The sequence below is a fragment of the Paracidovorax anthurii genome (assembly GCF_003269065.1).
Classification (GTDB): domain Bacteria; phylum Pseudomonadota; class Gammaproteobacteria; order Burkholderiales; family Burkholderiaceae_C; genus Paracidovorax; species Paracidovorax anthurii.
The window spans coordinates 90,963-112,405 of sequence record NZ_QLTA01000009.1 but is presented as its reverse complement, the minus strand read 5'-3'; the positions used below and the strand labels follow the sequence as shown (position 1 = coordinate 112,405).

Here is a 21,443-nt window from a genome sequence, read left to right as displayed (position 1 = left end):
CTGCCCCGCGGCCGCGGCTGCGCTCCGATATCCCCACATCCCGCCCGCGGCACGGTCCTTCCGTACCATCGGAGGGCGGCGGCGGGCACGGCGTGCCGGCCTTCTGGTTTTCGTTTTCCTCCACCACTGCGGGGCTGCGCGTCGCGGCCCGAAAGGACACAGCACTATGGATCTCGGCATCTCCGGCAAATGGGCATTGGTCTGCGGCGCGAGCAAGGGCCTGGGGTACGGCTGCGCCGAGGCGCTCGTGCGCGAAGGGGTGAACGTGGTCATCAACGCGCGCAACCCCGAGGACCTGCGGCTCGCCGCCGCGCGGCTCGCCTCCGCCGGCGCCGAGATCACGGCCGCCGCCGGGCAGAAGGGCCCGCCGCCGCAGGTGGTGGCCGTGGCCGCCGACATCACCACCCCCGAGGGCCGCGAGGCCGCGTTCTCGGCGCCCGGCGGGCCGGGCCGGGATTTCGACATCGTGGTCACCAACGCGGGCGGCCCGCCGCCGGGCGATTTCCGCGACTGGGACCGCGAGGCCTGGATCCGCGCCGTGGACGCCAACATGCTCACGCCCATCGAGCTGATCAAGGCCACCGTGGACGGCATGGCCGCGCGCGGCTTCGGGCGCATCGTCAACATCACCTCCAGCGCGGTGAAGGCGCCCATCGACATCCTGGGCCTGTCCAACGGGGCGCGCAGCGGCCTCACGGGCTTCGTGGCGGGCGCGGCGCGCAGCGGCATCGCCGCCAGGGGTGTGACGATCAACAACCTGCTGCCCGGCAAGTTCGACACCGACCGGCTCGTCGCCACCATCCAGGCCGCGATGAAGAAATCGGGCAAGGCCGAGGACGAGGTGCGCCGCGCCCAGCAGGCGGCGATCCCCGCCGGCCGCTACGGCACGCCGCAGGAGTTCGGCGCGATCTGCGCGTTCCTCTGCAGCGTGCCGGCGGGCTACATGACGGGGCAGAACGTGCTGGCCGACGGCGGGGCGTATTCCGGCGTGTACTGACCGGGCCGCGGCCCGCGCGCTGTACCCGAGGGCCCGCGTGCGGGCCTGTTCACGACCTTTTCAGGCCTCCACGGCTTCCGGCTGATTTGCTGGCGCGGGCGCGCGCGCGGCCAGCCAGGCGTTCAGGCGGTCTTCGCGCAGGATGCGCTGCGTGGTGATGCGCTGCGGGTAGGAGCGCATGAACATGTTGGTGAAGTGGCTGCCGTAGTGGATCTGCCCGTCGCCCGGCTGCGGGCGCAGCGGCTGGATGGAGGCCTCGAAGTGGGGCTCGTGGAAATACGCCAGAGCGAAGCGCTCGCGCGTGTTGAGCTTCACCTTGTGGGGCGTGGACAGCAGGTATCCCCCCGTGAGGAACTGCAGGATGTCGCCGGGAAACGCCGTGACCACGCGGGGCGTGGGCCGCACGAAGGTCCAGGGGTCCTCGTTCTCGTACATGCCCGCCGCGCTCTCGCCGGGCAGCCAGTTGCGGCGCCGGGCCTCGCCTTCCACGGGCGGGCGGATGTAGAGGCCTCCGACATCGTCCTGCGCCGCGATCACGAGCAGGCCGTAGTCCGTGTGGGAGCTGATGCCCCGGCCCTGGTTGCCGGGCGTGGCGCAGGGGAAGCGCAGTACCCGCATGTGGTGCCAGCCGTCGTGGGTCAGGCGCTTGATGGCGTGGATGTCGTCGAGCCGGCCCAGCGACCGCAGGCCCAGCGCCGTCAGGTGCAGCAGCTTCTCGCCGATCGCGCCGAGCTGCTCCATGAAGAGGGTCATGTCGCGCTGGAACCCGGCACCGGGCCAGGGGGCGGGGCCGTGGCAGGGCCATTGCTGCTGCACGCGCGGATCGTCTTCGGGCAGGTCCTTGCAGACGGTGTAGATCTCGGAATAGTCGGCCTTGCCCGCGGTGATCTCCTCGCCCGAGGCGATGTAGCCCGCGTAGTTCAGGTCGCTCAGGTGGCGGGATTTCTCCTGGGGCGGCAGCGCGAAGTAATCGCGGCTGGCCTGGAAGGCTTGCCGGGTGCGGGCGTCTTGCGCGTCGTCGAGCGCGATCTGGATGATGCCGTCCCTGCGCCAGGCCTGGATGATGTCCAGGCCCAGGTCAATATCGGAGTGGGTATCGCCGACAGCAGAGGGGATTTGGAATGTTGTGAGTTCCGTCATGGATTTTATTGATGGAGTATTTGGGAATTGCGTTGGGTTTCATGGGGTATGGCCTGTGTGTTGGATTTCCTCCCTCGCCTCGTTGAATTTCGCGGAATTCTTCTGCGGCGCGGGGAATTTGTCATCCATTGCGTCTGCGAGGGAGGCTAATGGGTGGAATGATTCATTTTGATATCTGACACGGATCTGTCATCAAAATGAAAAGAAGGTGCCGGGCCGCAGGAGCCCGGTTATTTCTTCTGATTACGAAGCTTTATGGGAATATGGATGAAACTATTTTCATTGCATGGCTCCATGCCGTGAATGAATATAGGGCGGCGCGGCGGAGATATTCGCCGGAGGGCGGCCGCCGCGCGCGGCTCACATCGCCCAGATGCGTGGCTGCCGGGCCGGAAGATCCCAGAGATGCTGGCGCCATGCGCTCCATACCTGTCGCAGCAGGTCCATGGCGGGTTCCACGACGGGGGCCAGCACGCGCACCGTCACCACCTGCGGGTGCGGGCTGGTGGCCCCTGCCGTGGCCCGCAGCGCGTGCGCGTCGATCGCGGCGCGCGCGGCATCCAGCGCCGCCTCGCGCCGCCCGCGCGGCAGCGCCGTGCCGGCCACGAGGAACACCGAGGCCAGGCAGCGGTGCCCCGCGAGGCCGAGGCGGCCGTCCATCAGGAGCGCGTCGGCGGCGTCGATGGCGCCGCGCTCCAGCCACACGCCCGGCACCTCGATGTGCTGTGTGAAGCGGCCCGCCGCGAAGGGCTGATCGGAATGGGGCAGACCCAGCGCGGTCACGTCCCAGGCGATGCATTCGGCCCCGGGGGCGAGCGAGAGCGTGAGCCGGTTCTCGGCCTGGCAGGCGCTGTAGCAGAGGGCTTCGAGCGGCAGCCATTCGAGCCGCGCGCCGGCCTCCAGCGTGGCCTGCGCGCGCTGCAGCGCCGGCGCGCCGGTGGAGCGGTAAAAGCGCGTGGCGCCGGGGGTGGTGACCAGGCCGTGGGCGCCCTCCGCCACGGTGGCGGCGATGTCCAGCGTGTCGCCGCCCACCAGGCCGCCGGGCGGGTGCACGAGCACGTTGTGGCAGATGCCGTCGCCCTCGGGGTAGAGGCTCTGCAGGATGCGCAGCGGCCCGTCGTGGTGGAAGCGGGCCACGGTGCGCGGGCCTTCCCGCCGGTAATCCAGTTGCAGGCGGGCGTGCCAGGTCATCGGGTGTTGCTATCGTTTCGTGAGCTAGTCGCGCATGATAGTCGCCGACGTCCGTGCGCCCAGCGTCTGAGATCGTGAACACGCTCTGATCGGCAGACGGAGGGCCCCACCGGGCCCGCAGGGAGGCGTTGACCGCCGGTCCCATGGAAAACACCGGCCTCTTTCGGTGGATGAGGGCCCAAAGCAACGCCTCGGTGTCAATTTTTCCAATCGCTACCGATAGCCTCCTGGCAGGTGGTCGGCATATCCATTGAACAGTTCGCTATTGATTGAATAGCGTTCCATAGGATGGATTTTTGGCGGGAGGACGCCGTTCCCCCGCCGTGCTAGTGTGTGACCCGGAGCCGCCAATCAAGGAATTCCGCATGCCTACCGCGTCCATCTCCTCTGCCCGACTGGGTGAATTGCGCGAGGCTTTGCCCCGCATCGAGACCCTGCTGCGCAGCAACCGTGCCGGTGAGATCGGCGAGGACGTCATCGACGACCTCGTGCGGTGCTTCTGGATGGAGTGGAACGGCGGCGCGCTGCGGCTGACCGCCACGGGGCTCAACATCTGCCGGCAGGCGCAGGGCCGCTGAGGCGCGCCGCTCCGCCGCCCCATCGCTCCGCCACCCCGCGCCGGCGGCGATCGCACCCGCGGCGCTGCCTCAGCCGTCCCGCGGCTGCAGGGGCGTCTCCAGGTTGAGCTGGTAGAACGCGGCGTCCAGCCAGCGGCCGAACTTGAACCCGACCTGCATGAAGGTGCCCGTATGGCTGAATCCCAGCCGGGCATGCAGCCCGATGCTGGCGCTGTTGGAGGCGTCGATGCAGCCCACCAGCACATGCAGCTGCGCCTCGCGCGCGCGGCGGACCATCTCGGACAGCAGGAGCCGGCCCAGCCCGCGGCCACGGTGCCCGTGGTGCACGTACACGCTGTGCTCCACCGTGTACTTGTAGGCCGGGAACGCGCGGAACGTGCCCCAGCTGGCGAAGCCCAGCAGCGCGCCCGAGGCCTCATCGATGGCCCCGACGACGGGAAAGCCGTTGGCGCGCTTGGTGGCGAACCAGGCCGCCATGGCCTCCGGGGGCCGGGGCGCGTAGTCGTAGAGGGCCGTGGAATGGGCGATGGCCTCGTTCAGGATGTCCAGGATGGACTGGGCGTGGTCGGCCTCGTTGCAGTCGATCAGGCGGATGCCGCCGTGCGGTGCGCAAGAAGTCATGAAAGCTCCCGTGGGCTGAAGGAAAAAAGGAAAGAAGTCAGGCGCTTCCCGCGCCGGCCGGGGCGGGCGCGTCGCACAGGGCCACGATGTAGCGGGCGGGCTGGGCGGTGGGGTTGTGGTAGAGCAGGGGCTGGTCCAGCCGCAGGGCCAGGCAGTCGCCCTTGTGCAGCTCGTGGAGCTGCGCGCCGAGCGTGATGTCGATGCGCCCCTGGAGGACCCAGATCTGCTGCTGTACCGCCTTCTCCCGCCCGCCGGTCTCGTAGGCCACGCGCGCGCCGGGCGGGAAGCTCACCTCGACCAGCTGGAGGGGCGAGGGCCAGCCCGGCGGGGAGAGGGCGCGCCGCACGTAGCCGGATTCGGGATCGCGCCACAGGGACTGCCGGGCGCGCCGCACCAGCGGCTGGGCGGGCTCGCCCTCGCGCTCGCCACCGAACAGGCTCGCCAGCGGCACGCCGAGCCCGCCGGCGAGCTTGTCCAGCACGACCGCCGTGGGGCTGGTCGCACCGCGCTCGATCAGGGAGATCATGGACCGGCTGACGCCGCAGCGCGCGGCGAGCGCGTCGAGCGTGTAGTCGCGCATCGCCCGCAGCTCGCGCACGCGCCGGGCGATGCGCTCGTTGATGCCCGAGTCATCCGGGGAGGGGGTGCTGTCTTCGTCCATCATGATGGATTGATTTTCCAATAAATTGGAAAATCAATCCAGAGGAAAGTGCATGCCCGCTGCCGGGAGTGCCCGCCCGCCCGGGCGGCGGTCAGTCCCCCGGGGCGGCGCGCCAGGGCGCTATCCACCCCAGCCCCTGGCGGGTGGCGCCCGCTGCCGTGCCGCGCGCGGGGCGGTATTCGCAGCCGACCCAGCCGGCGTAGCCCAGGCTGTCGAGCAGGCGCAAGAGGTAGGGGTAATGCACCTCGCCGACGTCGGGCTCGTGGCGCTCGGGCACGCCGGCGATCTGGATGTGGCCGACGCGGCCGGTGGGCACGTACTGGCGGAGCCGGGTGGCGAGGTCGCCCTCGGTGATCTGGCAGTGGTAGAGGTCCATCTGGACCTGCACGCCGGGCCGGTCGATCTCCGCCACGAGCGCATGCGCCTGCGCCTGCCGGTTCAGGAAGAAGCCGGGCATGTCGCGGCCGTTGATGGGCTCCAGCAGGATGCGGATGCCGTGCGGTGCGGCCTGCGCGGCGGCATGGCGCACGTTGGCGACGTAGGTGGCGTGCACGGCGGTGGCCTCCGCGCCCGGGGGCACCACGCCGGCCATCACGTGGATGCGCGGGCATTGCAGGGCCTGCGCGTAGGCGATGGCGCGCCCGATGCCCTCGCGGAACTCGGCCTCGCGGCCCGGCAGGCAGGCGAGGCCGCGCTCGCCCGCGTCCCAGTCGCCCGGCGGGGCGTTGAACAGCACCTGCCGCAGGCCGTGGCGCCGCAGCAGGCCGGCGAGCCTGTCGGGCGCGTGGTCGTAGGGGAAGAGGTATTCGACCCCCTCGAAGCCGTCCTGGGCGGCGGCGGCGAAGCGGTCGGAGAAGTCCAGCTCGCCGTAGAGCATGGACAGGTTGGCGGCGAATCGGGGCATGGCGGTGGGCGCTGCGGAAGGGGCGCGCCATTGTGCCGCCCGCGCCGGGCCGGCCCGGGGCCTACTCGCCCTGCGATCCGCGCCGCGCCCAGGCGGTGGTGTGCTTCTCCAGCACGCTGAACAGCTCGTACATCGCCATCGCCATGGCGCCCACCACCATCAGGCCCGCGAAGGCCAGCCCCATCTGCATGGACGAGCCCGCGGAGATGAGCAGGTAGCCGATGCCCTCGTTGGCGGCCGTCATCTCGCTCACCGTGGTGCCCACGAAGGCGAGGGTGATGGCCACCTTGAGCGAGCCGTAGAAGTAGGGCAGCGAGCGCGGCAGCCCCACCTTGGTGAGCACGTCCCAGCGCCGCGCGCCCAGCACGCGCAGCACGTCCTCCAGCTCGGGCTCCAGCGTGGCGAGGCCCGTGGCGATGTTCACCATGATCGGGAAGAAGCTGATGAGGAAGGCGGTGAGGATCGCCGGCCCCGCGCCGATGCCGAACCACACCACCAGGATGGGCACGAAGGCGGCCTTGGGCAGCGCGTTGAAGGCGGTCATCAGCGGATAGATGGCCGCGTAGGCGAGGCGCGAGGAGCCGATCACGAAGCCCAGCAGCACACCCACCACGATGGCGAGGCCGAAACCCGCCATCGTGACCCAGAAGGTGCGCCAGGCGTGCCCGGCGATGACCTCCCGGAACTCGACGAGCTGCGTCCCGATGGCCCAGGGGCTGGGGAAGATGAACTCCGAGACACCGAAGCCCGAGCACACCACCTGCCAGACCACGATGACGGCGAAGAGCAGCACCCAGGGCGACCAGCGCTCCATCCGCTTGCGGTGCCGGGCGTTCATTGCGCGACCTCCCCGCCGGCTTTGCGCAGCGCGCCGATGTGGCCGCGCAGCTCCAGCACGACGTCGGTGAATTCCTTGGTGTAGGTGACCTCCAGCTCGCGCGGGCGCGGCAGGCCGATCTCGCGGCGCACGACGAAGCGGCCGGGGCTCTTGCTCATCACGTACACCGTGTCGGCCAGGAACACGCTCTCGCGCAGGTCGTGCGTGACGAGGATCACGTTGAACCGCTGCTCGGCCTGCAGGTCGCGCAGGATGCACCACAGCTCCTCGCGCGTGAACGCGTCGAGCGCGCCGAAGGGCTCGTCGAGCAGCAGCATCTGCGGCTCGTGGACGAGGGCGCGGCAGAGGCTCGCGCGCTGCTGCATACCGCCTGAGAGCTGCCAGGGGTATTTGTCCTCGTAGCCGGCCAAGCCCACCTTCTGCAGCAGGGCGCGGGCGCGCGCCTCGTATTCCTTGCGCCGCGCCTTGAACCGCGAGCGGTGCGGCTCCACGATCTCCAGCGGCAGCAGCACGTTGTCCACCGCCGTGCGCCAGGGCAGCAGCGAGGGCGCCTGGAAAGCCATGCCCGAGATCTTGAGCGGGCCGGTCACGGGCTCGCCGGCGATGCGGATCTTGCCCATGGAGGGCATGCGCAGGCCCGTGGCCAGCTTCATGAAGGTGGACTTGCCGCAGCCCGAGGGGCCGACGATGGCGATGAACTCGCCCCGGCGCACCTGCAGGTCGATGGCCTCCACCGCGAAGTGGTTGGCGCGCAGCAGCTCGTCGTTGTAGGCGAGCCAGACGTCGCGGAAGTCCACGAAGGGGGATTCGGTGGCCTGCATGGGGGTGAAGCGTCTCTTTCGGAGCGAAATGGGCCGGATGTCGCCGGAAATACTGGCTGATCAGCTATTAAAAGCATAGCGATGCGGCGTGTGCTGCGGCCACGCCGGCCGCGCCGCATGCACGCCTATTTGCGCGGCAGCACGTTCAGGTCGGCCGCGCCCGGCAGGAAGCTGCCGTTCCACACGGCGGCGGGGTCCACGCGGGTCTTGGTGCCGTAGGCGTCGGAGACCTGCGAGGCCATCAGCGCGAGCCGCTGGGGCCGGACCTGCCCGAAGCCCTCGGCGCGCGCGTCGGCGCTGTTGACCACCGTGTCGATGGCCAGCTGCAGGCGGCGGGTTTCGAGCTGCGCGTTCGCGATGCCGTCGCGCTCCTTCACGAAGGCGATGGCGGCGGCCGGGTGGGCGATGACCTCCTTCGCGCCCCGGGCGAAGGCCTTCAGGAAGGCTTTCACGGCCTCGGGGTTCTCCTTGAGGAGCCGGGGGCTGGCGATGATCGCGTTGCCGTAGAGCTTCACGCCGTGGTCGGCGTAGGGCATCACCACCACGTCGGCGGCCTTGGCGCCGCGCGCCTCCAGGTTGAGCAGCGAGGTGAAGGTGAAGCCGGTGATGGCGTCCACGTCGCCGCGCACCAGCATGGTCTCGCGCAGCGGCGGGTCCATGGCCGTCCACTGCACGCTGCCCACGTGGTTGGCCTTGGCGAAGATCGGGAAGGCGCGGCGGCCCGCGTCGAACACCGGCGCGCCGAGCTTGCGGCCCGCGAGGTCGGCCGGCCTGGCGATGCCGCTCTTCCTGAGCGCCATCACGGAGGCCGGCGTGTTGTTGTAGACCATCATCACTGCCACGGGCTTGTTCTGCGCGTCGGGGTTGTTGGCATGGAACTCCATCACCGCCGCGAGGTCGGCGAAGCCCATGTCGTAGGAGCCCGAGGCCACGCGCTGCACCGCGCCGCCCGAGCCGTTGCCCGCGTCCACCACCACGCCGAGCCCCGCTTCCTTGAAGTAGCCCTTGGCCACGGGCAGCAGGAAGAACGCGGACGGCCCCTCGAAGCGCCAGTCGAGCTGGAACTTGATGGGCGTGGGCGCGGCGGCGGCCTGGGCCCGCGCGGCCGGCAGGAGGAGGCCCGAGGCCGCCAGCAGCAGCGCGGCGCGCAGGAGGGTTCGTTTCGTCATGGGGGCTCCAGTCATGGCAAAAGAGGGGGCGGTTCGGGGCCGCCGGGCCGGCGAGGCGCGGCGCGGTGGAAGCCGGGGAGTATCCGCCACCGGACTTCAGCAAAAACGATGCCCGTTTCGCCGGTGGCGGGCCGCCGGGGCGTGGGGGCGATCACCGCGATGGTGCGGCGGCCCGGCCCGGTTTGTCCAGGGTGGTGCACCCGGGGGGCACCGGGAGGGATCAGATCGTGAACACGTTCTCAGAATCCGGGCAGCCCCGGCGCCAGGGGCTTGAGGCGGTAGAGCAGGTAGGGCGGGGCGTTCTCGGCCTTGCCGCCGTTCAGGGGCGCGGCCAGCGGCAGTTGCGCGGCGCCGGTGTAGAGGTAGCCATCCTGCGCATAGACCACGCCGTCGGGCCAGACCATGCCGGGGTCGCTGGCCAGGCGCCGGTAGGTGCGCGTGTCGGCCGGGATCACGCCCACGGCGCGCTCGCCCACTTCCGTCAGGTAGAGGTTGCCGGCGGTGTCGATGCTCAGGCCCCCGGTGTTGGGCTTGGCCGCGTAGGTCTGCACGCGCGCGCCGAGCTGCGCCGTGTCCAGGCGCTCGTCGAGCAGGTCGTCCATGCGCACGCGGTACACGTGGGCCTTGTTGAGCGGCGCGTAGTAGAGCCATTCGGCGTTCTTGTCGAGCGCGATGCCGTCCACGCCCACGAAGACCGGGATGCTCCGGGCCGTGGGCAGGCCCTGGTCCACGGTGATCGGCCGCGTGAAGTCGGGCAGCACGCTGTCGTGGCCCTGCAGCACGCGGCGGCTGCGGCCGGTGGCGAGGTCCACCACCACCAGGGCGGCCTTGTCGCCGCGCGGCGTGGTGGCGATGCCCTCGTCGGCGATCACGATCACCTGGCGCCGCAGGTCCACCGCGAAGTCGTTGTGCTGCGACTCGGGCAGCGATGCGGGCGCGGGGATCGGGATCACCCGGTGCAGCGCATGGGCGCGCGTGTCCCAGCCCACGAGCTTGGGGGTGATGCGCGGCTCGGCCTGGCCCGAGTCCAGCAGCCAGAGGATGCCGTTCGCGTCGGTGTGCAGGCCCAGCACCCAGTTGAGGCAGGTGAGCGGGTCCTTGCGCGTGCCGTCGGGGCGCTGGCAGGTCTGCCACTGCGCGTCGGGGTAGGGCGTGGTGCCGTCGCGCGTGGCGTTGAGCAGGCCTACCTTCTCCGCCGGGTCGTAGAAGGGGTGGTAGTTGATGACCAGCCGCCCGTCCGGCAGCGTGGTGATGCCGCCCACGGCGCCGGGCAGGCGGGCATGGACCTGCGCGGGCGTGGTGGCGGGCGGCGCGCCCGCGCAGCCCGCGAGCAGGGCCGCGGCGCACAGGGTCAGCGGGGCGGCGAGCCGGTGGGGGAGAAGCGCCGGGCGGCGGCCGCAGCCGGGGCGCGAGCGTGGTGTCATGGGGGGTCTCCTTGGGGGGAAAACGCGCCCGGACGGCGGGCGCCGCGGCGCATCTTAGGAACCGGCTTCGATGCGAATCTGCATAAGCTCAAACCGCTGCGCGGAACCTGCGCAGACAGTCGCGCGAAGCCGGGCTTCGGTAGTGCTAACGCGTACGCGGAGCGCGTGGACCCCATGCTAAAAAGCAATCGCCAGCCCACTCTTCATATCGGCTGGAGAAAGGCCTGCGATGCCCCATCTGACCGCCTTCTTCGAGAACGTGCAACTGCCCACGATGCCGAACGTGGCGCGCGAACTGATCGCCACCATGCACGACGACGACATCCCCTTCGAGAAAGTGCGCAACGCGATCGCGCGCGATCCGGCGCTCACGGCCAAGCTGATCCGCCTGGCCAACAGCGCGCGCTTCGGGCTGCCGCGCAGCGTGTCCTCGCTGGACGATGCCATCACCATGGTGGGCCTCAACCAGGTGCGCACCCTGGCGCTGGCGGCCTGCACGGTGGGCCTGTTCAAGGACGCGCCGGGCCTGGACGCCACCGCGTTCTGGAAGGAGAGCATGGCCACCGCCGGCTATGCGCAGTGGCTGGCGCGCACGCTGGGCACGGACCTGCCGCAGTCCTGGCTGGCCGGCTTCCTGGTGCGCCTGGGCGAATTCATCATCGCGCAGAAGGCGCCCGAGCAGATCCCCGCGATCGAGCGCCTGCCGCACCATGCCGGCGGCCGCTGGGAGCGCGAGCAGGCCCTGCTGGGCTTCACCGAGGCGCAGGTGACGGCCGAGCTGGCACGGCGCTGGAACTTCCCCGAGGGCATCGTGCGCGCGCTCGACACGGCGGGCGACCCGCTCGCCGCCACGCCGTTCTGCCGGCTGGGCGCCATCCTGCACGTGGCCACGCTGCTCGCCGAGATCGGCCTGGAGGAGCCCATGAGCGCGGCCGACACGGTGCGCGCCCTGCCCGCCGACCTGCTGTCCGCGCTGCAGCTCGACCCGGCCTGGGTGGAGACGCACCTGCCGCCGGTGGCGGGGTTCGTGGACGTGTCGATGCGCTGACGGGCGGCGCCCGCGCTCCCGCGCTGCGCGGGGTCGCTGCCCCCAAGGGAGCGTTTTTCATCTTGGGGCGGCCCGGCGATGAGAAATGTTTGCTGTCTAAATGTCCGCTGTCTTCTACGCGCCGTTGACTGCGCGTGCGCTCGACCAGAAGCCGCATGGGAGGCTCGACGAAGCGGACCAGGGCGAGCGGCAACGGGCCACGAAATACGAGGCCAATACGAGACCATCGCGGCGCCTGGGAGATCGTGAACACGTTCTGACCCCTTTGCACATCGCGGGCCGCATCGCTTGGCACGTATCGCTATTGAAGTGGCGCGCATTGCATGCCGCCGGTCGTGGTTGCTCGCTAAGCTGTCTCCACGCACTGGACCCAAGTCTGGTCATCATCGACCCAGGGGCACTCGCATGGCACGCAACCTCACCTTTTCATTGGACATCGGCTGGCGCACGCTGCTGACGGACTTCGGCCTGAAAATCGAACACGTGCTGCGCAAGGCCGGGCTGCCCGAAGACCTGTTGTCCCGCTCTGAGCGGGGTCTCGACACGGACGCGTATTTCCGCTTCTGGCGCGCACTGGAGCAGGAAGCGGGAGATCCCATGTTTGCGCTGCACCTGGTCGACAAGGTGTCGGCCGAGGTGTTCGATCCGCCCCTGTTCGCCGCCCTGTGCAGCGCCAACCTGATGCAGGCGGTGCAACGCCTGGCCAAATACAAGCAACTTGTGGCGCCCATGGGCCTGGAAGTGGACGTCGGCGACGAGGGGGAGCTGACGGTGTCGCCGCGCTGGCTGTCGGTGCAGACCGAGCTGCCCTGCTCGCTGCAGGTGGCCGAGGTGGCGTTCTTCCTGCGCCTCGCCCGGTTGGCGACGCGCGAGCCGGTCCAGGCGCTACGGGTGGCCTTGCCACAGCTTCCGCCCCACGCCTGCGCGCGGCGCTATGAGAACTTCTTCGGCGTACCCGTGCAACGGGGGGATGTCCCCAGCATCAGCTTTGCCGCAGCCGACGCGCTGCGCCCCTTCCTTACCGTGAACGAGGGCATGTGGCGCGTGTTCGAGCCCGATCTGCGCCGCCGGCTCAGCGAGCTGGATGCGGCGGCGACCACGGCCGAGCGCGTGCGCGCCGTGCTGCTGGAACTCCTGCCCAGCAACACGGCCACCATCGAGAGAGCCGCCGAGCGCCTGGGGATGAGCAAGCGCACCCTGCAGCGCCGTCTTGAGGACGAGGGAGAAAACTTCCGCGCCCTCGTCAACACCACCCGGGAAAGCCTTGCGCGCCACTACCTCGGCAGCACCACGATGACCGGCGGCGAGATCGCCTTTCTGCTGGGCTTCGAGGACCCCAACTCCTTCTACCGCGCCTTCCTGGAATGGACGGGCCAGACGCCGGACACCGCCCGCAGCGCCATGCGCATGAACTGAGGACGGCGACCCATGATGGCGGACAGCAAGGCGGCCTTCCGCGCGGTGATTTCGATGCCAACCCGGCCGTCGCCCCGGCACTGGTGCACCGTGCCCGCAGCCGAGGGCATGGTCATCCTCCCATCCGGTGTGCTGGCCCGCATCGGTGCCGTGCGGGTGTGAGATGAGCGCGAGTGTCCTGCGCCGATGCCTGCCCATGCTGCTGCTGGCCGGCCTCCTGGCGGCCTGCGCAGGCGTGCCCGAACCGGCGCAACGCGGCTTCGAGGGCGGCAGGCTGGTCGACGGGGCCTTGCAGGCACCAGCAGCCCTGCCGCTTGTCCCGTCGCCTGCCGTCCGACCGCGGGTGGCCCTCGTCCTGGGCGGTGGCGGCCTGCGCGGCTTCGCGCACATCGGCGTCCTGCAGGCGCTGGACGAGGCTGGCATCCGCCCGGACCTGGTCGTTGGCACGTCCATCGGCGCCATCATCGGCGCGGCCTATGCGTCGGGCCGTACGCCCGGGCAGCTCTGGCAGCAGGCCAGCACCTTGCGGGTGCGCTCGCTGGCCGACGTCACGCTCAGCGGCCCAGGCTTCGTCAAGGGCGAGGCACTGGCGCGCTGGGCCGACGGCCTGGTCGGTGGGCAAGCCATCGAGCGCTTTCCGGTGCGTTTCGCCGCCGTGGCCACGGACCTGGACCATTCCCGGCCCTACGTGATCACGCAGGGCGACGCCGGCCAGGCATTGCGCGCCTCGGCCGCGATCCCGGGCGTGTTCCTGCCGGTGCAGGCCAACGGCCTCACGCTGGTCGATGGCGGCGTGGCCGCCCTGGTGCCGGTGCGGGCCGCCCGCGCGCTGGGCGCCGACGTTGTGATCGCGGTGGACATCTACTGCCACGGCCCGCGGTACCCGTCGAACTCTTCCGTATCGATGTGGCTGCGTGTGTCGCAGGCGCAGAGCTGCCTGCTCTCCGGCCCCGAGACGTCGTCGGCCGACGTGCTGATCGCCCCGGCGATAGCGCTGACCGGCGTGAACGATGCCGAGGGCCGCGAAACGGCCCGGCGACGGGGCTACGAGGCCGCTGCAGCGCAATTACCGGAGCTGTCGTCCGTGTTGCTGCACCGTGGCATTGCGATCCGCACAACGGGGTCGGCACCACCCTGACGACTGTCGTGGCTGGCGTGGCGTGCTCCCGCCGAACGCCCCAACGCCGGTGAACTCATTTTTTTGAAACCCAAGGAGATAACCATGCCATTCATCGACGTCATGCATACGTACTTTCGGGGCGAAAAGATCGAAGCCCTCTTCTTCATCGCCACCACCGGACTGGCGCTGGTCATCTTCGGGATCACGGCACTGAAGGCCGAGCGCGGCGGGTATGCCTGGGGTGTGGGCATCCCTTCGATCCTGTTCGGGCTCGTGCTGATCGGCGTTGGCGCCGGCGTGGGCTTGCGTACCGACAGACAGGTCGCGGAGCTCGAGCGCAGCTTTCAGCGAAGCCCTGCCGCGCTGGTGCAGGAAGAGCTGCCGCGCATGGAAAAAGTGAATGCGACTTTCCGTACCACCTACTATGTGCTGGGCCTCGTGTCGGCTCTGGGATTGTTGATCCACTACCTGGGCGGCCCGGGGTGGGGGCGCGGCCTGGGTTCGACCTTGATCTTGCTGGGAGCCATTGGCCTGTTGATCGATGGATTTGCGCAGCGCCGCGCAGAGCCCTACATGGCCGCCCTCATGCAGCTCGACGCAGGTCAACAGCCTGTCAATACCTCCGCAGGGCGACCTTAGAACGTGTTCAATGTCTTTTTCGAGTCGCGCAAGTGTGTTTTCGGGAGGGGATGCAAGGCGCGGGGTGCCGCCGATAGCTCGGCTATCGGCAAACGCCGCAACGCCGCAGACCGCCCGAAAAGGCACTTGCCCTTCGGGTGGGAGCGAAATCGGGCGATGGGACGCCCCGGCTGCTTGCATGGGCGCGAGCCCATGCGGCGCATCCGAAGCATCCACTCATCCCGATTGCGCTCCAACGCGATCTCCAAAAAGACATTGAACACGTTCTGAGACGTGTTGGGGCTGGCGCGGATCGCCGCCCCGCTGGCGCGCGTGGCGAGTTCGTCGCAGGGCCTGGCCTTCTATCGTGAAAGCCTCTTCACTCCCTGAGGTTTCACCATGATCGCTCAACGACATCTTCTTTCCCTCTCCCTGCTGACGGCGCTGCTGGCCAGCCAAGCGACCTTCGCGCAGGACGGCTGGTCACTGGCCAAGGAGTCCGAAGGCATCAAGGTCTATGTGCGCGCCGTCGAGGGCTCGCCCCTGCGTGAATTCCGGGGCGAAGTGCAGATCAAGGCGACTCCGGACGACGTGGTCAAGGTGCTGCGCGACGCCGATGCCTTCCGCCAATGGATGCCCGACGTGGCCGCTTCGGAATTGCTCAAGGCCACCGATACCGAGCAGTACCACTACCTGGACAACAAGGCGCCGTGGCCGGTGTCCCACCGCGACGGCATCTACCACTTCACCTATGCGAAGGCGGGCGACGGTGCGGTCACCGTGCGCGTGGAGGCCGTTCCCGATTACCTGCCGCGGCGCGAGGGCAAGGTCCGCATCCCGCAGGCCCAAGGCCAATGGACGCTGGTGCCCGGCACGGATGGCGTGAACGTCACCTACCAGATGCATGCGTCCCCCGGTGGCGCCATTCCCAGCTGGCTGGCCAACCAGACGGTGGTGGACACGCCTTACGGAACGCTCAAGGCGCTGAGAAACCACCTGCAGGATGCCCGCTGACCGGCACAGCGGTTTGCGAAAGTGGCGCAAATTGCAAGCCACCTGGCGCATGGCGCTAGCCAATGCTCCGGCTTTTCCAAAGAAGCTGGGGGCTACCAAACAAACGAGGTTCAGCATGTTCGTCAAAGGAAAGAAAACCGCCTTGGTCACCGGCGCATCGTCGGGCATGGGCAAAGCGATTGCCCAGCGTCTGATCAAGGACGGCTACCAGGTTTATGTGGCCGCACGCGGCGTCGAGAAGATGGCCGATCTGGCCCGGCTGGGTGCCCATCCCCTGCGCATGGATGTCTCCAGGGACGAGGAGATCGTGGCCGGCGTCGAAACCATTCTTGCCCAGACGGGCGGCGTGGACGTGCTGGTCAACAACGCAGGCTTCGGGCTGTACGGGCCGGTCGAAGAGATCGGCATTGACGAGGCGCGCTACCAGTTCGAGGTCAACCTCTTCGGCGCCGCGCGGCTCACGCAATTGCTGCTGCCCGCCATGCGCGCCAAGCGCTCCGGGCACATCGTCAACATCACCTCGATGGGCGGCAAGATGTACAGCATCCTCGGCGCCTGGTACCACGCAACCAAGCATGCGCTGGAAGGCTGGTCGGACTGCTTGCGCCTGGAGGTCGCCGGGTTCGGCATCCAGGTCGTGATCGTCGAGCCCGGCGTGATCGAGACGGGCTTTGGCGACGCTGCCAGCGACACCATCGTCAGGCGCTCGGCCAGCGGCCCGTATGGCCGGCTGATGCAGAGGGTGGCCCAGTCGATCAAGAACACGTACGGGCATGGCACGGGCAGTGACCCGGGCGTGATCGCGGATGTGGTCTCCCAGGCGGTGTCCAGCAGCCACCCGCGCACGCGCTATGCCGCAGGCAAGTTCGCCAAGATGCTGATCCGCATGCGCGTCTGGCTGGGCGACCGCATGTTCGACCGCATCATCCTGAGCCAGACCCGCTGACAGGCCCACGGTCCTTTTCCCAGCACTGAGGTAATCGCATGGCATCCAAAGTCTGGTTTCATGGGGGCCCGCAGAAGGAAAGCCGGGTCAGGTGTCGGAACGCACCGTCATATGTTGGACTCGCCTAAGTGATTGATAACCCAACTGCCATGGTGAAATGAAAAAGGGCCCCCACGCTCCCTCGCTGCGCGGGGTCGCTGTCCCCCAAGGGGATGTTTTTCATCTTGGGGCGGCCCGGCGATGGAAAAAGGCCCCCACGCTCCCTCGCTGCGCGGGGTCGCTGCCCCCCAAGGGGGCGTTTTCCATCTTGGGGCGGCCCGGCGATGAAAAAAGCCCGGCATGGCCGGGCTTGCGGTGCGAGGCTGGCGGCGCCTGCCGCGCGCCGGAGGTCAGCGGGTCTTGGCCGCTGCGGCGTTGGCGGCGGCCAGCGCCGTCATGTTGACCACGCGGCGCACGGTGGACGACGGCGTGAGCACGTGGGCCGAGGCGGCCGCGCCCAGCAGGATCGGGCCGATGGTGGTGCCGTGGCTGCCTGTGGTCTTGAGCACGTTGAACAGGATGTTCGCCGCGTCGAGGTTGGGGCAGATCAGCACGTTGGCCGAGCCGGTGAGCGTGCTGTCCAGCAGCGCGTTCTGGCGGATCTTTTCCGACAGGGCCGAGTCGCCGTGCAACTCGCCGTCGCTCTCGATGTGGGGCGCGGCCTGCGCGAACAGGTCGCGCGCCGCGCGCATCTTGCGCGCCGAGGGGCGCGTGGAGGAGCCGTAGTTGGAGTGCGAGAGGAAGGCCACCTTGGGCGGCAGGCCGAAGCGCTGCACTTCATCGGCCGCCATCTGCGCGATGTGCGCGAGCTGCTCGGCGCTCGGGTCCTCGTGGATGTAGGTGTCGGCGATGAAGAGCGTGTGCTGGTCCAGCGTGAGCGCGTTCACCGTGGCGAGGCCGGCGGCGCCGTCCTTGAGGCCGATCACCGTGCGCACGTGCTCCAGGTGGTGGTCGAAGCGGCCCACGAGGCCGCACAGCAGCGCGTCGGCGTCGCCCAGGTGCACCATCAGCGCGCCGATGAGCGTGTTGGAACGGCGCACGGCGGCCTTGGCGGTCTCGGGCGTGATGCCGTCGCGGCCCATGAGGCGGTGGTAGGCCTCCCAGTACTGGCGGAAGCGCGGGTCGTCCTCGGGGTTCACGATCTCCACGTCGCGGCCGGGCTGCAGGCGCAGGCCGGCCTTCTGGATGCGCGCCTCGATCACGGCGGGGCGGCCGATCAGGATGGGCTTGGCGAGGCCGTCGTCCAGCGCCACCTGCGCGGCGCGCAGCACGCGTTCGTCCTCGCCCTCGGCGTAGGCCACGCGCTGCAGGTTGGCCTTGGCGGCGGCGAACACCGGCCGCATGAACATGCTGGTCTGGTAGACGAAGCGCGTGAGGCTTTCGCGGTAGGCCGCGTAGTCCTGGATGGGGCGCGTGGCCACGCCGGATTCCTCGGCGGCCTTGGCCACGGCGGGCGCGATGCGCAGGATCAGGCGCACGTCGAACGGCGTGGGGATCAGGTAGTCGGGGCCGAAGGAGAGTTCCTTGCCCGCGTAGGCGGCGGCCACCTCGTCGCTCATCTCGGCCTTGGCGAGGTCGGCGATCTCGCGCACGCAGGCGAGCTTCATCTCCTGCGTGATCTTCGTGGCGCCGCAATCGAGCGCGCCGCGGAAGATGTAGGGGAAGCACAGGACGTTGTTGACCTGGTTCGGGTAGTCGGAGCGGCCCGTGGCGATGATGCAGTCCGGGCGCACGGCCTTGGCGAGCTCGGGGCGGATCTCGGGCTCGGGGTTGGCGAGGGCCAGGATGATGGGCTTGTCGGCCATGGTCTTGACCATGTCGGCCGTGAGCGTGCCCGCGGCCGAGCAGCCCAGGAACACGTCGGCGCCGTTCACCACGTCGGCCAGGGTGCGGGCCTCGGTCTTCTGGGCGTAGCGGGCCTTGGATTCGTCCAGCGGGCCGCGGCCTTCGTAGATGACGCCCTTGGAGTCGCACACGAAGATGTTCTCGCGCTTCACGCCCAGGCCCACCATCACGTCCAGGCAGGCGATGGCGGCGGCGCCGGCGCCGGAGACGGCCACCTTCACGGCGCCGATGGCCTTGCCCACCAGCTCCAGGCCGTTGAGCAGCGCGGCGCTGGAGATGATGGCCGTGCCGTGCTGGTCGTCATGGAACACCGGGATGTTCATGCGCTTGGACAGCTCGCGCTCGATGTAGAAGCACTCGGGCGCCTTGATGTCTTCGAGGTTGATGCCGCCCAGCGTGGGCTCCAGGCTGGCGATGATCTCTACGAGCTTGTCGGGGTCGCGTTCGGCGAGTTCGATGTCGAACACGTCCACGCCCGCGAACTTCTTGAAGAGGCACCCCTTGCCCTCCATCACCGGCTTGCCGGCCAGCGGGCCGATGTCGCCCAGGCCCAGAACGGCCGTGCCGTTGGTGATCACGCCCACGAGGTTGCCGCGCGAGGTGTACTCGGCCGCCAGCGAGGGGTCGGCCTGGATGTCCAGGCACGGGTAGGCCACGCCGGGCGAATAGGCCAGCGAGAGGTCGCGCTGGTTCGACAGCGGCTTCGTCGGCGTGACCGCGATCTTGCCGCGGCTGGGGTTGCGGTGGTATTCGAGCGCTGCTTCGCGCAGGGCCGCTTCCGCGGCGGACAGGTTCTGGGTCATAAGAGGGACGAGTGTGCGGAGAAAAGCCCGCCGAGCTTACTGCAAGCCCCTGGCCGCCGGGCCTCGCGCACCATGCGTTGTGTGCATGGGGGCACCGCTTTCCGCCACGGTGGCGGCAGGCCGTGGAGCCGGCCCCGGATGGCGGGCGGCGCGGACGGTGCGGTGGGGGCGGGCCGGGCGGGCCGCGGAAGGAGGGCGACGGGCGCCATTGGAAGAAAAACGTGGAGTGCCACGGCAGTGAACGAGGGGCGCAGGATACCGGATTCGCCCCGCCGTGGGGCCGGGCGCGGGGCGCGGCGCCTTCCGGGGCCGCGCGCGCCGGCCCCGGGTTCAGCGAGGCAGCGCGATCAGGGAGCCGCCGCCGTCCGAGGCGCCGTGTGCGTCCAGCGTGAAGCCGGCCACGGTGCGCGAGAGGTTGTGGGCCTGGTCGTTGAGCACGGAAGAGGCGGCGGTGGATTCCTCCACCAGCGCCGCGTTCTGCTGCGTGGCGCGGTCCATCTCGGTCACGGCCTGGTTGATCTGGCCGATGCCGGCGCTCTGCTCGGCCATGGAGCCGTTGATCTCGCCGATGATCTGCGTCACGCGCTGGATGCCATCGACGATCTCGCCCATGGTCTCGCCGGCCGCGCGCACGCGCTGGGTGCCCGCGACCACGCTGGCGCCGGAGGCATCGATCAGGGACTTGATCTCCTTGGCGGCCTCGGCGCTGCGCTGCGCGAGGCTGCGCACCTCGCCGGCCACCACCGCGAAGCCCCGACCCTGCTCGCCCGCACGGGCGGCCTCCACGGCGGCATTGAGCGCCAGGATGTTGGTCTGGAAGGCGATAGAGTCGATCACGCCGATGATCTCGCCGATCTTGGACGAGGCCTTGGAGATGTCGTCCATGGTGCTCACGGCGCTGGCCACCACCTCGCCGCCCTTGAGCGCCGAGGCACTGGCCGCGTTGGCCAGGCGCGTGGCCTGGGCCGCGGCGTCGGCGGACTGCTTGACGGTCACCGTCAGCTGCGACAGCGATGCCGAGGTCTCCTGCAGGCTGCTGGCCGAACCTTCGGTGCGGTTGGAGAGGTCCTGGTTGCCGGCCTTGATCTCGTCGGTGGCCGTCTTCATCGACTCCACGCCGTGGCGCACGTCCTTGAGCACGGTGCCGATCTGGTCCACGAAGGCATTGAACGAGGAGGCGATCTGCGCCACCTCGTCGCGGCCCGAGACGGGCAGGCGCTGCGTGAGGTCGCCGCCGCCCGAGCCGATCTTGTCCATGGCGTCGCGCACCTGCGAGAGGCGGCGGAACGAGGTGGCCGTGAGCAGCGCGGCCACGCCGGCGGCGGCGAGGGCCAGCAGCACGATGGCGATGGCCAGCGTCTGCAGCACGCTGCGCAGGCCGGCCGTGGCCTCGGCCTTGTCCAGCGCCACCACCAGGGTCCAGTCCGTGCCCTGCACGGGGCGGCCCTTGAGGAGCTTGGCGGAGCCGGCAAGCTCCACTTCCAGCGGCTTGGAGGCCTTGCCGAGCGAGGCCATGGCGGCGGGCGTGAGCAGGGGCGAGAGGTCGGTGGCGGGCTTGAGCGCCAGCTTCGCGTCGGCGTGGGCCAGCACCTGGCCGTCGCTGTTGACCACGAAGCCCAGGCTGCTCGGCGTGGGGCGGATCGCCGAGACCACCTCGCGCACGCCGTCCAGCGGCACCGCGCCGCTCACCACGCCTTCGAGCTTGCCGCCGCGCAGCATCGGCGCGACGAAGGCCACGTAGGGCACGCCGGTGGTGGAGTCGCCGTAGGGCTTGGTGACGGCCAGCTTGCCGGCCTGCACGCCGGTCTTGTACCAGGGGCGGGCCGTGGGGTCGTAGCCCGGCGCGGTCTTGGTGGTGGAGAAGAAGGTCTTGTCCTCCCAGCCCACGCTGGTGATGGGAAAGCCGCCCGACTTGCTGAGCTGGAGCACGAAGCCCTGCGGGTCGCCATGTTCCACCACGGCCGCGGTGGCGTTCACGGCCGTGCCCTTGGCGGCCACCCACTGGTCGATGGCCATGGTGTTGCCGGCCGTGATGGCGTCCAGATCCTGTTCGATCGTCTGGAACGTGCTGGCGCGGGTGATGGTGTAGGTGGCGGCCCCCGTCACCGCCAGGGCGCAGACCACCGTGGCGGTGCTGATGACGAGGATTTTGGAGCGCAGGGTCTGGATCATCGGGAACCTTCGTGCAACGGACCCGGCCATTACACCGCAAGCTTGTTTCTTTTGTTTACGTATAGGGAGAAATGTTGC

The 21,443-nt window shown here is 69.5% G+C and carries 20 protein-coding genes; 9 read left to right on the top strand and 11 right to left on the bottom strand.

From position 1 onward, the window contains the following. The first annotated feature begins 166 nt into the window (after positions 1-166). On the top strand, positions 167-997 hold the full coding sequence (locus tag AX018_RS06800) for an SDR family oxidoreductase (RefSeq protein WP_111876544.1): 831 nt from the start codon (positions 167-169) through the stop codon (positions 995-997). Positions 998-1,057: 60 nt separating this feature from the next. On the opposite strand, the gene AX018_RS06795 is transcribed toward AX018_RS06800, so the two are convergent. Next, complete coding sequence (locus tag AX018_RS06795) at positions 1,058-2,137, bottom strand: 2-oxoglutarate and iron-dependent oxygenase domain-containing protein (RefSeq protein ID WP_111876543.1); 1,080 nt, start codon at positions 2,135-2,137, stop codon at positions 1,058-1,060. Between the two features lie 360 nt (positions 2,138-2,497). Beyond that, on the bottom strand, positions 2,498-3,328 hold the full coding sequence (locus AX018_RS06790; RefSeq protein ID WP_111876542.1) for an urease accessory protein UreD: 831 nt from the start codon (positions 3,326-3,328) through the stop codon (positions 2,498-2,500). Between the two features lie 365 nt (positions 3,329-3,693). On the opposite strand from AX018_RS06790, the gene AX018_RS06785 reads away from it, so the two are divergent. Next, positions 3,694-3,906 (top strand): hypothetical protein, encoded by a 213-nt coding sequence (locus AX018_RS06785; protein WP_111876541.1) that lies wholly within the window; start codon positions 3,694-3,696, stop codon positions 3,904-3,906. A 69-nt stretch (positions 3,907-3,975) separates the two neighbouring features. On the opposite strand, the gene AX018_RS06780 is transcribed toward AX018_RS06785, so the two are convergent. The 7 genes from AX018_RS06780 to AX018_RS06750 all read right to left on the bottom strand — a co-directional run bounded on the left by AX018_RS06780 (position 3,976) and on the right by AX018_RS06750 (position 10,344). Next, positions 3,976-4,527, bottom strand: coding sequence for a GNAT family N-acetyltransferase (locus AX018_RS06780; RefSeq protein ID WP_111876540.1), 552 nt, complete (start codon positions 4,525-4,527; stop codon positions 3,976-3,978). A 37-nt stretch (positions 4,528-4,564) separates the two neighbouring features. Beyond that, positions 4,565-5,188, bottom strand: a complete 624-nt coding sequence (locus tag AX018_RS06775) for a helix-turn-helix domain-containing protein (RefSeq protein WP_415842114.1) — start codon at positions 5,186-5,188, stop codon at positions 4,565-4,567. 91 nt (positions 5,189-5,279) lie between these two features. Further along, positions 5,280-6,092 (bottom strand): 2-oxo-tetronate isomerase, encoded by an 813-nt coding sequence (gene otnI / locus AX018_RS06770; protein ID WP_111876538.1) that lies wholly within the window; start codon positions 6,090-6,092, stop codon positions 5,280-5,282. 61 nt (positions 6,093-6,153) lie between these two features. Beyond that, positions 6,154-6,930, bottom strand: coding sequence for an ABC transporter permease (locus tag AX018_RS06765; protein ID WP_111876537.1), 777 nt, complete (start codon positions 6,928-6,930; stop codon positions 6,154-6,156). Then, on the bottom strand, positions 6,927-7,751 hold the full coding sequence (locus AX018_RS06760) for an ABC transporter ATP-binding protein (RefSeq protein ID WP_111876536.1): 825 nt from the start codon (positions 7,749-7,751) through the stop codon (positions 6,927-6,929). Before AX018_RS06760 ends, AX018_RS06765 begins: the two co-directional genes overlap by 4 nt. Positions 7,752-7,876: 125 nt before the next feature. Beyond that, the gene (locus AX018_RS06755; RefSeq protein ID WP_111876535.1) at positions 7,877-8,920 is read right to left on the bottom strand and encodes an ABC transporter substrate-binding protein; all 1,044 of its coding nucleotides are present in this window, start codon (positions 8,918-8,920) and stop codon (positions 7,877-7,879) included. A 239-nt stretch (positions 8,921-9,159) separates the two neighbouring features. Beyond that, positions 9,160-10,344, bottom strand: coding sequence for an L-dopachrome tautomerase-related protein (locus AX018_RS06750; protein ID WP_111876534.1), 1,185 nt, complete (start codon positions 10,342-10,344; stop codon positions 9,160-9,162). A gap of 229 nt (positions 10,345-10,573) precedes the next feature. Here AX018_RS06750 and AX018_RS06745 point away from each other — a divergent pair, with 229 nt between their 5' ends. The 7 genes from AX018_RS06745 (at position 10,574) to AX018_RS06715 (ending at position 16,506) form a co-directional block, all read left to right on the top strand. Continuing rightward, complete coding sequence (locus AX018_RS06745) at positions 10,574-11,392, top strand: HDOD domain-containing protein (protein ID WP_111876533.1); 819 nt, start codon at positions 10,574-10,576, stop codon at positions 11,390-11,392. A 405-nt stretch (positions 11,393-11,797) separates the two neighbouring features. Beyond that, complete coding sequence (locus AX018_RS06740; RefSeq protein WP_111876532.1) at positions 11,798-12,808, top strand: AraC family transcriptional regulator; 1,011 nt, start codon at positions 11,798-11,800, stop codon at positions 12,806-12,808. Between the two features lie 12 nt (positions 12,809-12,820). After that, a complete protein-coding gene (locus AX018_RS25170; RefSeq protein ID WP_170146198.1) occupies positions 12,821-12,970 on the top strand; it encodes a hypothetical protein in 150 nt (49 codons plus the stop codon). Between the two features lies 1 nt (position 12,971). After that, the gene (locus AX018_RS06735; RefSeq protein WP_111876531.1) at positions 12,972-13,946 is read left to right on the top strand and encodes a patatin-like phospholipase family protein; all 975 of its coding nucleotides are present in this window, start codon (positions 12,972-12,974) and stop codon (positions 13,944-13,946) included. Between the two features lie 84 nt (positions 13,947-14,030). Then, complete coding sequence (locus AX018_RS06730) at positions 14,031-14,567, top strand: hypothetical protein (protein WP_211322385.1); 537 nt, start codon at positions 14,031-14,033, stop codon at positions 14,565-14,567. A gap of 378 nt (positions 14,568-14,945) precedes the next feature. Then, entirely contained in the window at positions 14,946-15,560 is a 615-nt protein-coding gene (locus AX018_RS06720; RefSeq protein ID WP_111876529.1) for an START domain-containing protein, read from the top strand. 115 nt (positions 15,561-15,675) lie between these two features. Beyond that, entirely contained in the window at positions 15,676-16,506 is an 831-nt protein-coding gene (locus AX018_RS06715; protein WP_111876528.1) for an oxidoreductase, read from the top strand. A 389-nt stretch (positions 16,507-16,895) separates the two neighbouring features. On the opposite strand, the gene AX018_RS06710 is transcribed toward AX018_RS06715, so the two are convergent. Further along, the gene (locus tag AX018_RS06710) at positions 16,896-19,193 is read right to left on the bottom strand and encodes an NADP-dependent malic enzyme (protein WP_111876527.1); all 2,298 of its coding nucleotides are present in this window, start codon (positions 19,191-19,193) and stop codon (positions 16,896-16,898) included. A gap of 330 nt (positions 19,194-19,523) precedes the next feature. After that, positions 19,524-21,365 (bottom strand): methyl-accepting chemotaxis protein, encoded by a 1,842-nt coding sequence (locus tag AX018_RS06705; RefSeq protein ID WP_111876526.1) that lies wholly within the window; start codon positions 21,363-21,365, stop codon positions 19,524-19,526. Between the last annotated feature and the right edge of the window lie 78 nt (positions 21,366-21,443).

Bases quoted from the DNA above. Each gene is read 5' to 3' on its own strand.
- otnI (WP_111876538.1), bottom strand. From the start codon at position 6,092: ATGCCCCGATTCGCCGCCAACCTGTCCATGCTCTACGGCGAGCTGGAC.
- AX018_RS06720 (WP_111876529.1), top strand. From the start codon at position 14,946: ATGATCGCTCAACGACATCTTCTTTCCCTCTCCCTGCTGACGGCGCTG.
- AX018_RS06775 (WP_415842114.1), bottom strand. From the start codon at position 5,188: ATGGACGAAGACAGCACCCCCTCCCCGGATGACTCGGGCATCAACGAG.
- AX018_RS06785 (WP_111876541.1), top strand. From the start codon at position 3,694: ATGCCTACCGCGTCCATCTCCTCTGCCCGACTGGGTGAATTGCGCGAG.
- AX018_RS06730 (WP_211322385.1), top strand. From the start codon at position 14,031: ATGCCATTCATCGACGTCATGCATACGTACTTTCGGGGCGAAAAGATC.
- AX018_RS06715 (WP_111876528.1), top strand. From the start codon at position 15,676: ATGTTCGTCAAAGGAAAGAAAACCGCCTTGGTCACCGGCGCATCGTCG.
- AX018_RS06750 (WP_111876534.1), bottom strand. From the start codon at position 10,344: ATGACACCACGCTCGCGCCCCGGCTGCGGCCGCCGCCCGGCGCTTCTC.
- AX018_RS06740 (WP_111876532.1), top strand. From the start codon at position 11,798: ATGGCACGCAACCTCACCTTTTCATTGGACATCGGCTGGCGCACGCTG.
- AX018_RS25170 (WP_170146198.1), top strand. From the start codon at position 12,821: ATGATGGCGGACAGCAAGGCGGCCTTCCGCGCGGTGATTTCGATGCCA.
- AX018_RS06795 (WP_111876543.1), bottom strand. From the start codon at position 2,137: ATGACGGAACTCACAACATTCCAAATCCCCTCTGCTGTCGGCGATACC.
- AX018_RS06755 (WP_111876535.1), bottom strand. From the start codon at position 8,920: ATGACGAAACGAACCCTCCTGCGCGCCGCGCTGCTGCTGGCGGCCTCG.
- AX018_RS06765 (WP_111876537.1), bottom strand. From the start codon at position 6,930: ATGAACGCCCGGCACCGCAAGCGGATGGAGCGCTGGTCGCCCTGGGTG.
- AX018_RS06710 (WP_111876527.1), bottom strand. From the start codon at position 19,193: ATGACCCAGAACCTGTCCGCCGCGGAAGCGGCCCTGCGCGAAGCAGCG.
- AX018_RS06705 (WP_111876526.1), bottom strand. From the start codon at position 21,365: ATGATCCAGACCCTGCGCTCCAAAATCCTCGTCATCAGCACCGCCACG.
- AX018_RS06780 (WP_111876540.1), bottom strand. From the start codon at position 4,527: ATGACTTCTTGCGCACCGCACGGCGGCATCCGCCTGATCGACTGCAAC.
- AX018_RS06760 (WP_111876536.1), bottom strand. From the start codon at position 7,751: ATGCAGGCCACCGAATCCCCCTTCGTGGACTTCCGCGACGTCTGGCTC.
- AX018_RS06735 (WP_111876531.1), top strand. From the start codon at position 12,972: ATGAGCGCGAGTGTCCTGCGCCGATGCCTGCCCATGCTGCTGCTGGCC.
- AX018_RS06745 (WP_111876533.1), top strand. From the start codon at position 10,574: ATGCCCCATCTGACCGCCTTCTTCGAGAACGTGCAACTGCCCACGATG.
- AX018_RS06790 (WP_111876542.1), bottom strand. From the start codon at position 3,328: ATGACCTGGCACGCCCGCCTGCAACTGGATTACCGGCGGGAAGGCCCG.
- AX018_RS06800 (WP_111876544.1), top strand. From the start codon at position 167: ATGGATCTCGGCATCTCCGGCAAATGGGCATTGGTCTGCGGCGCGAGC.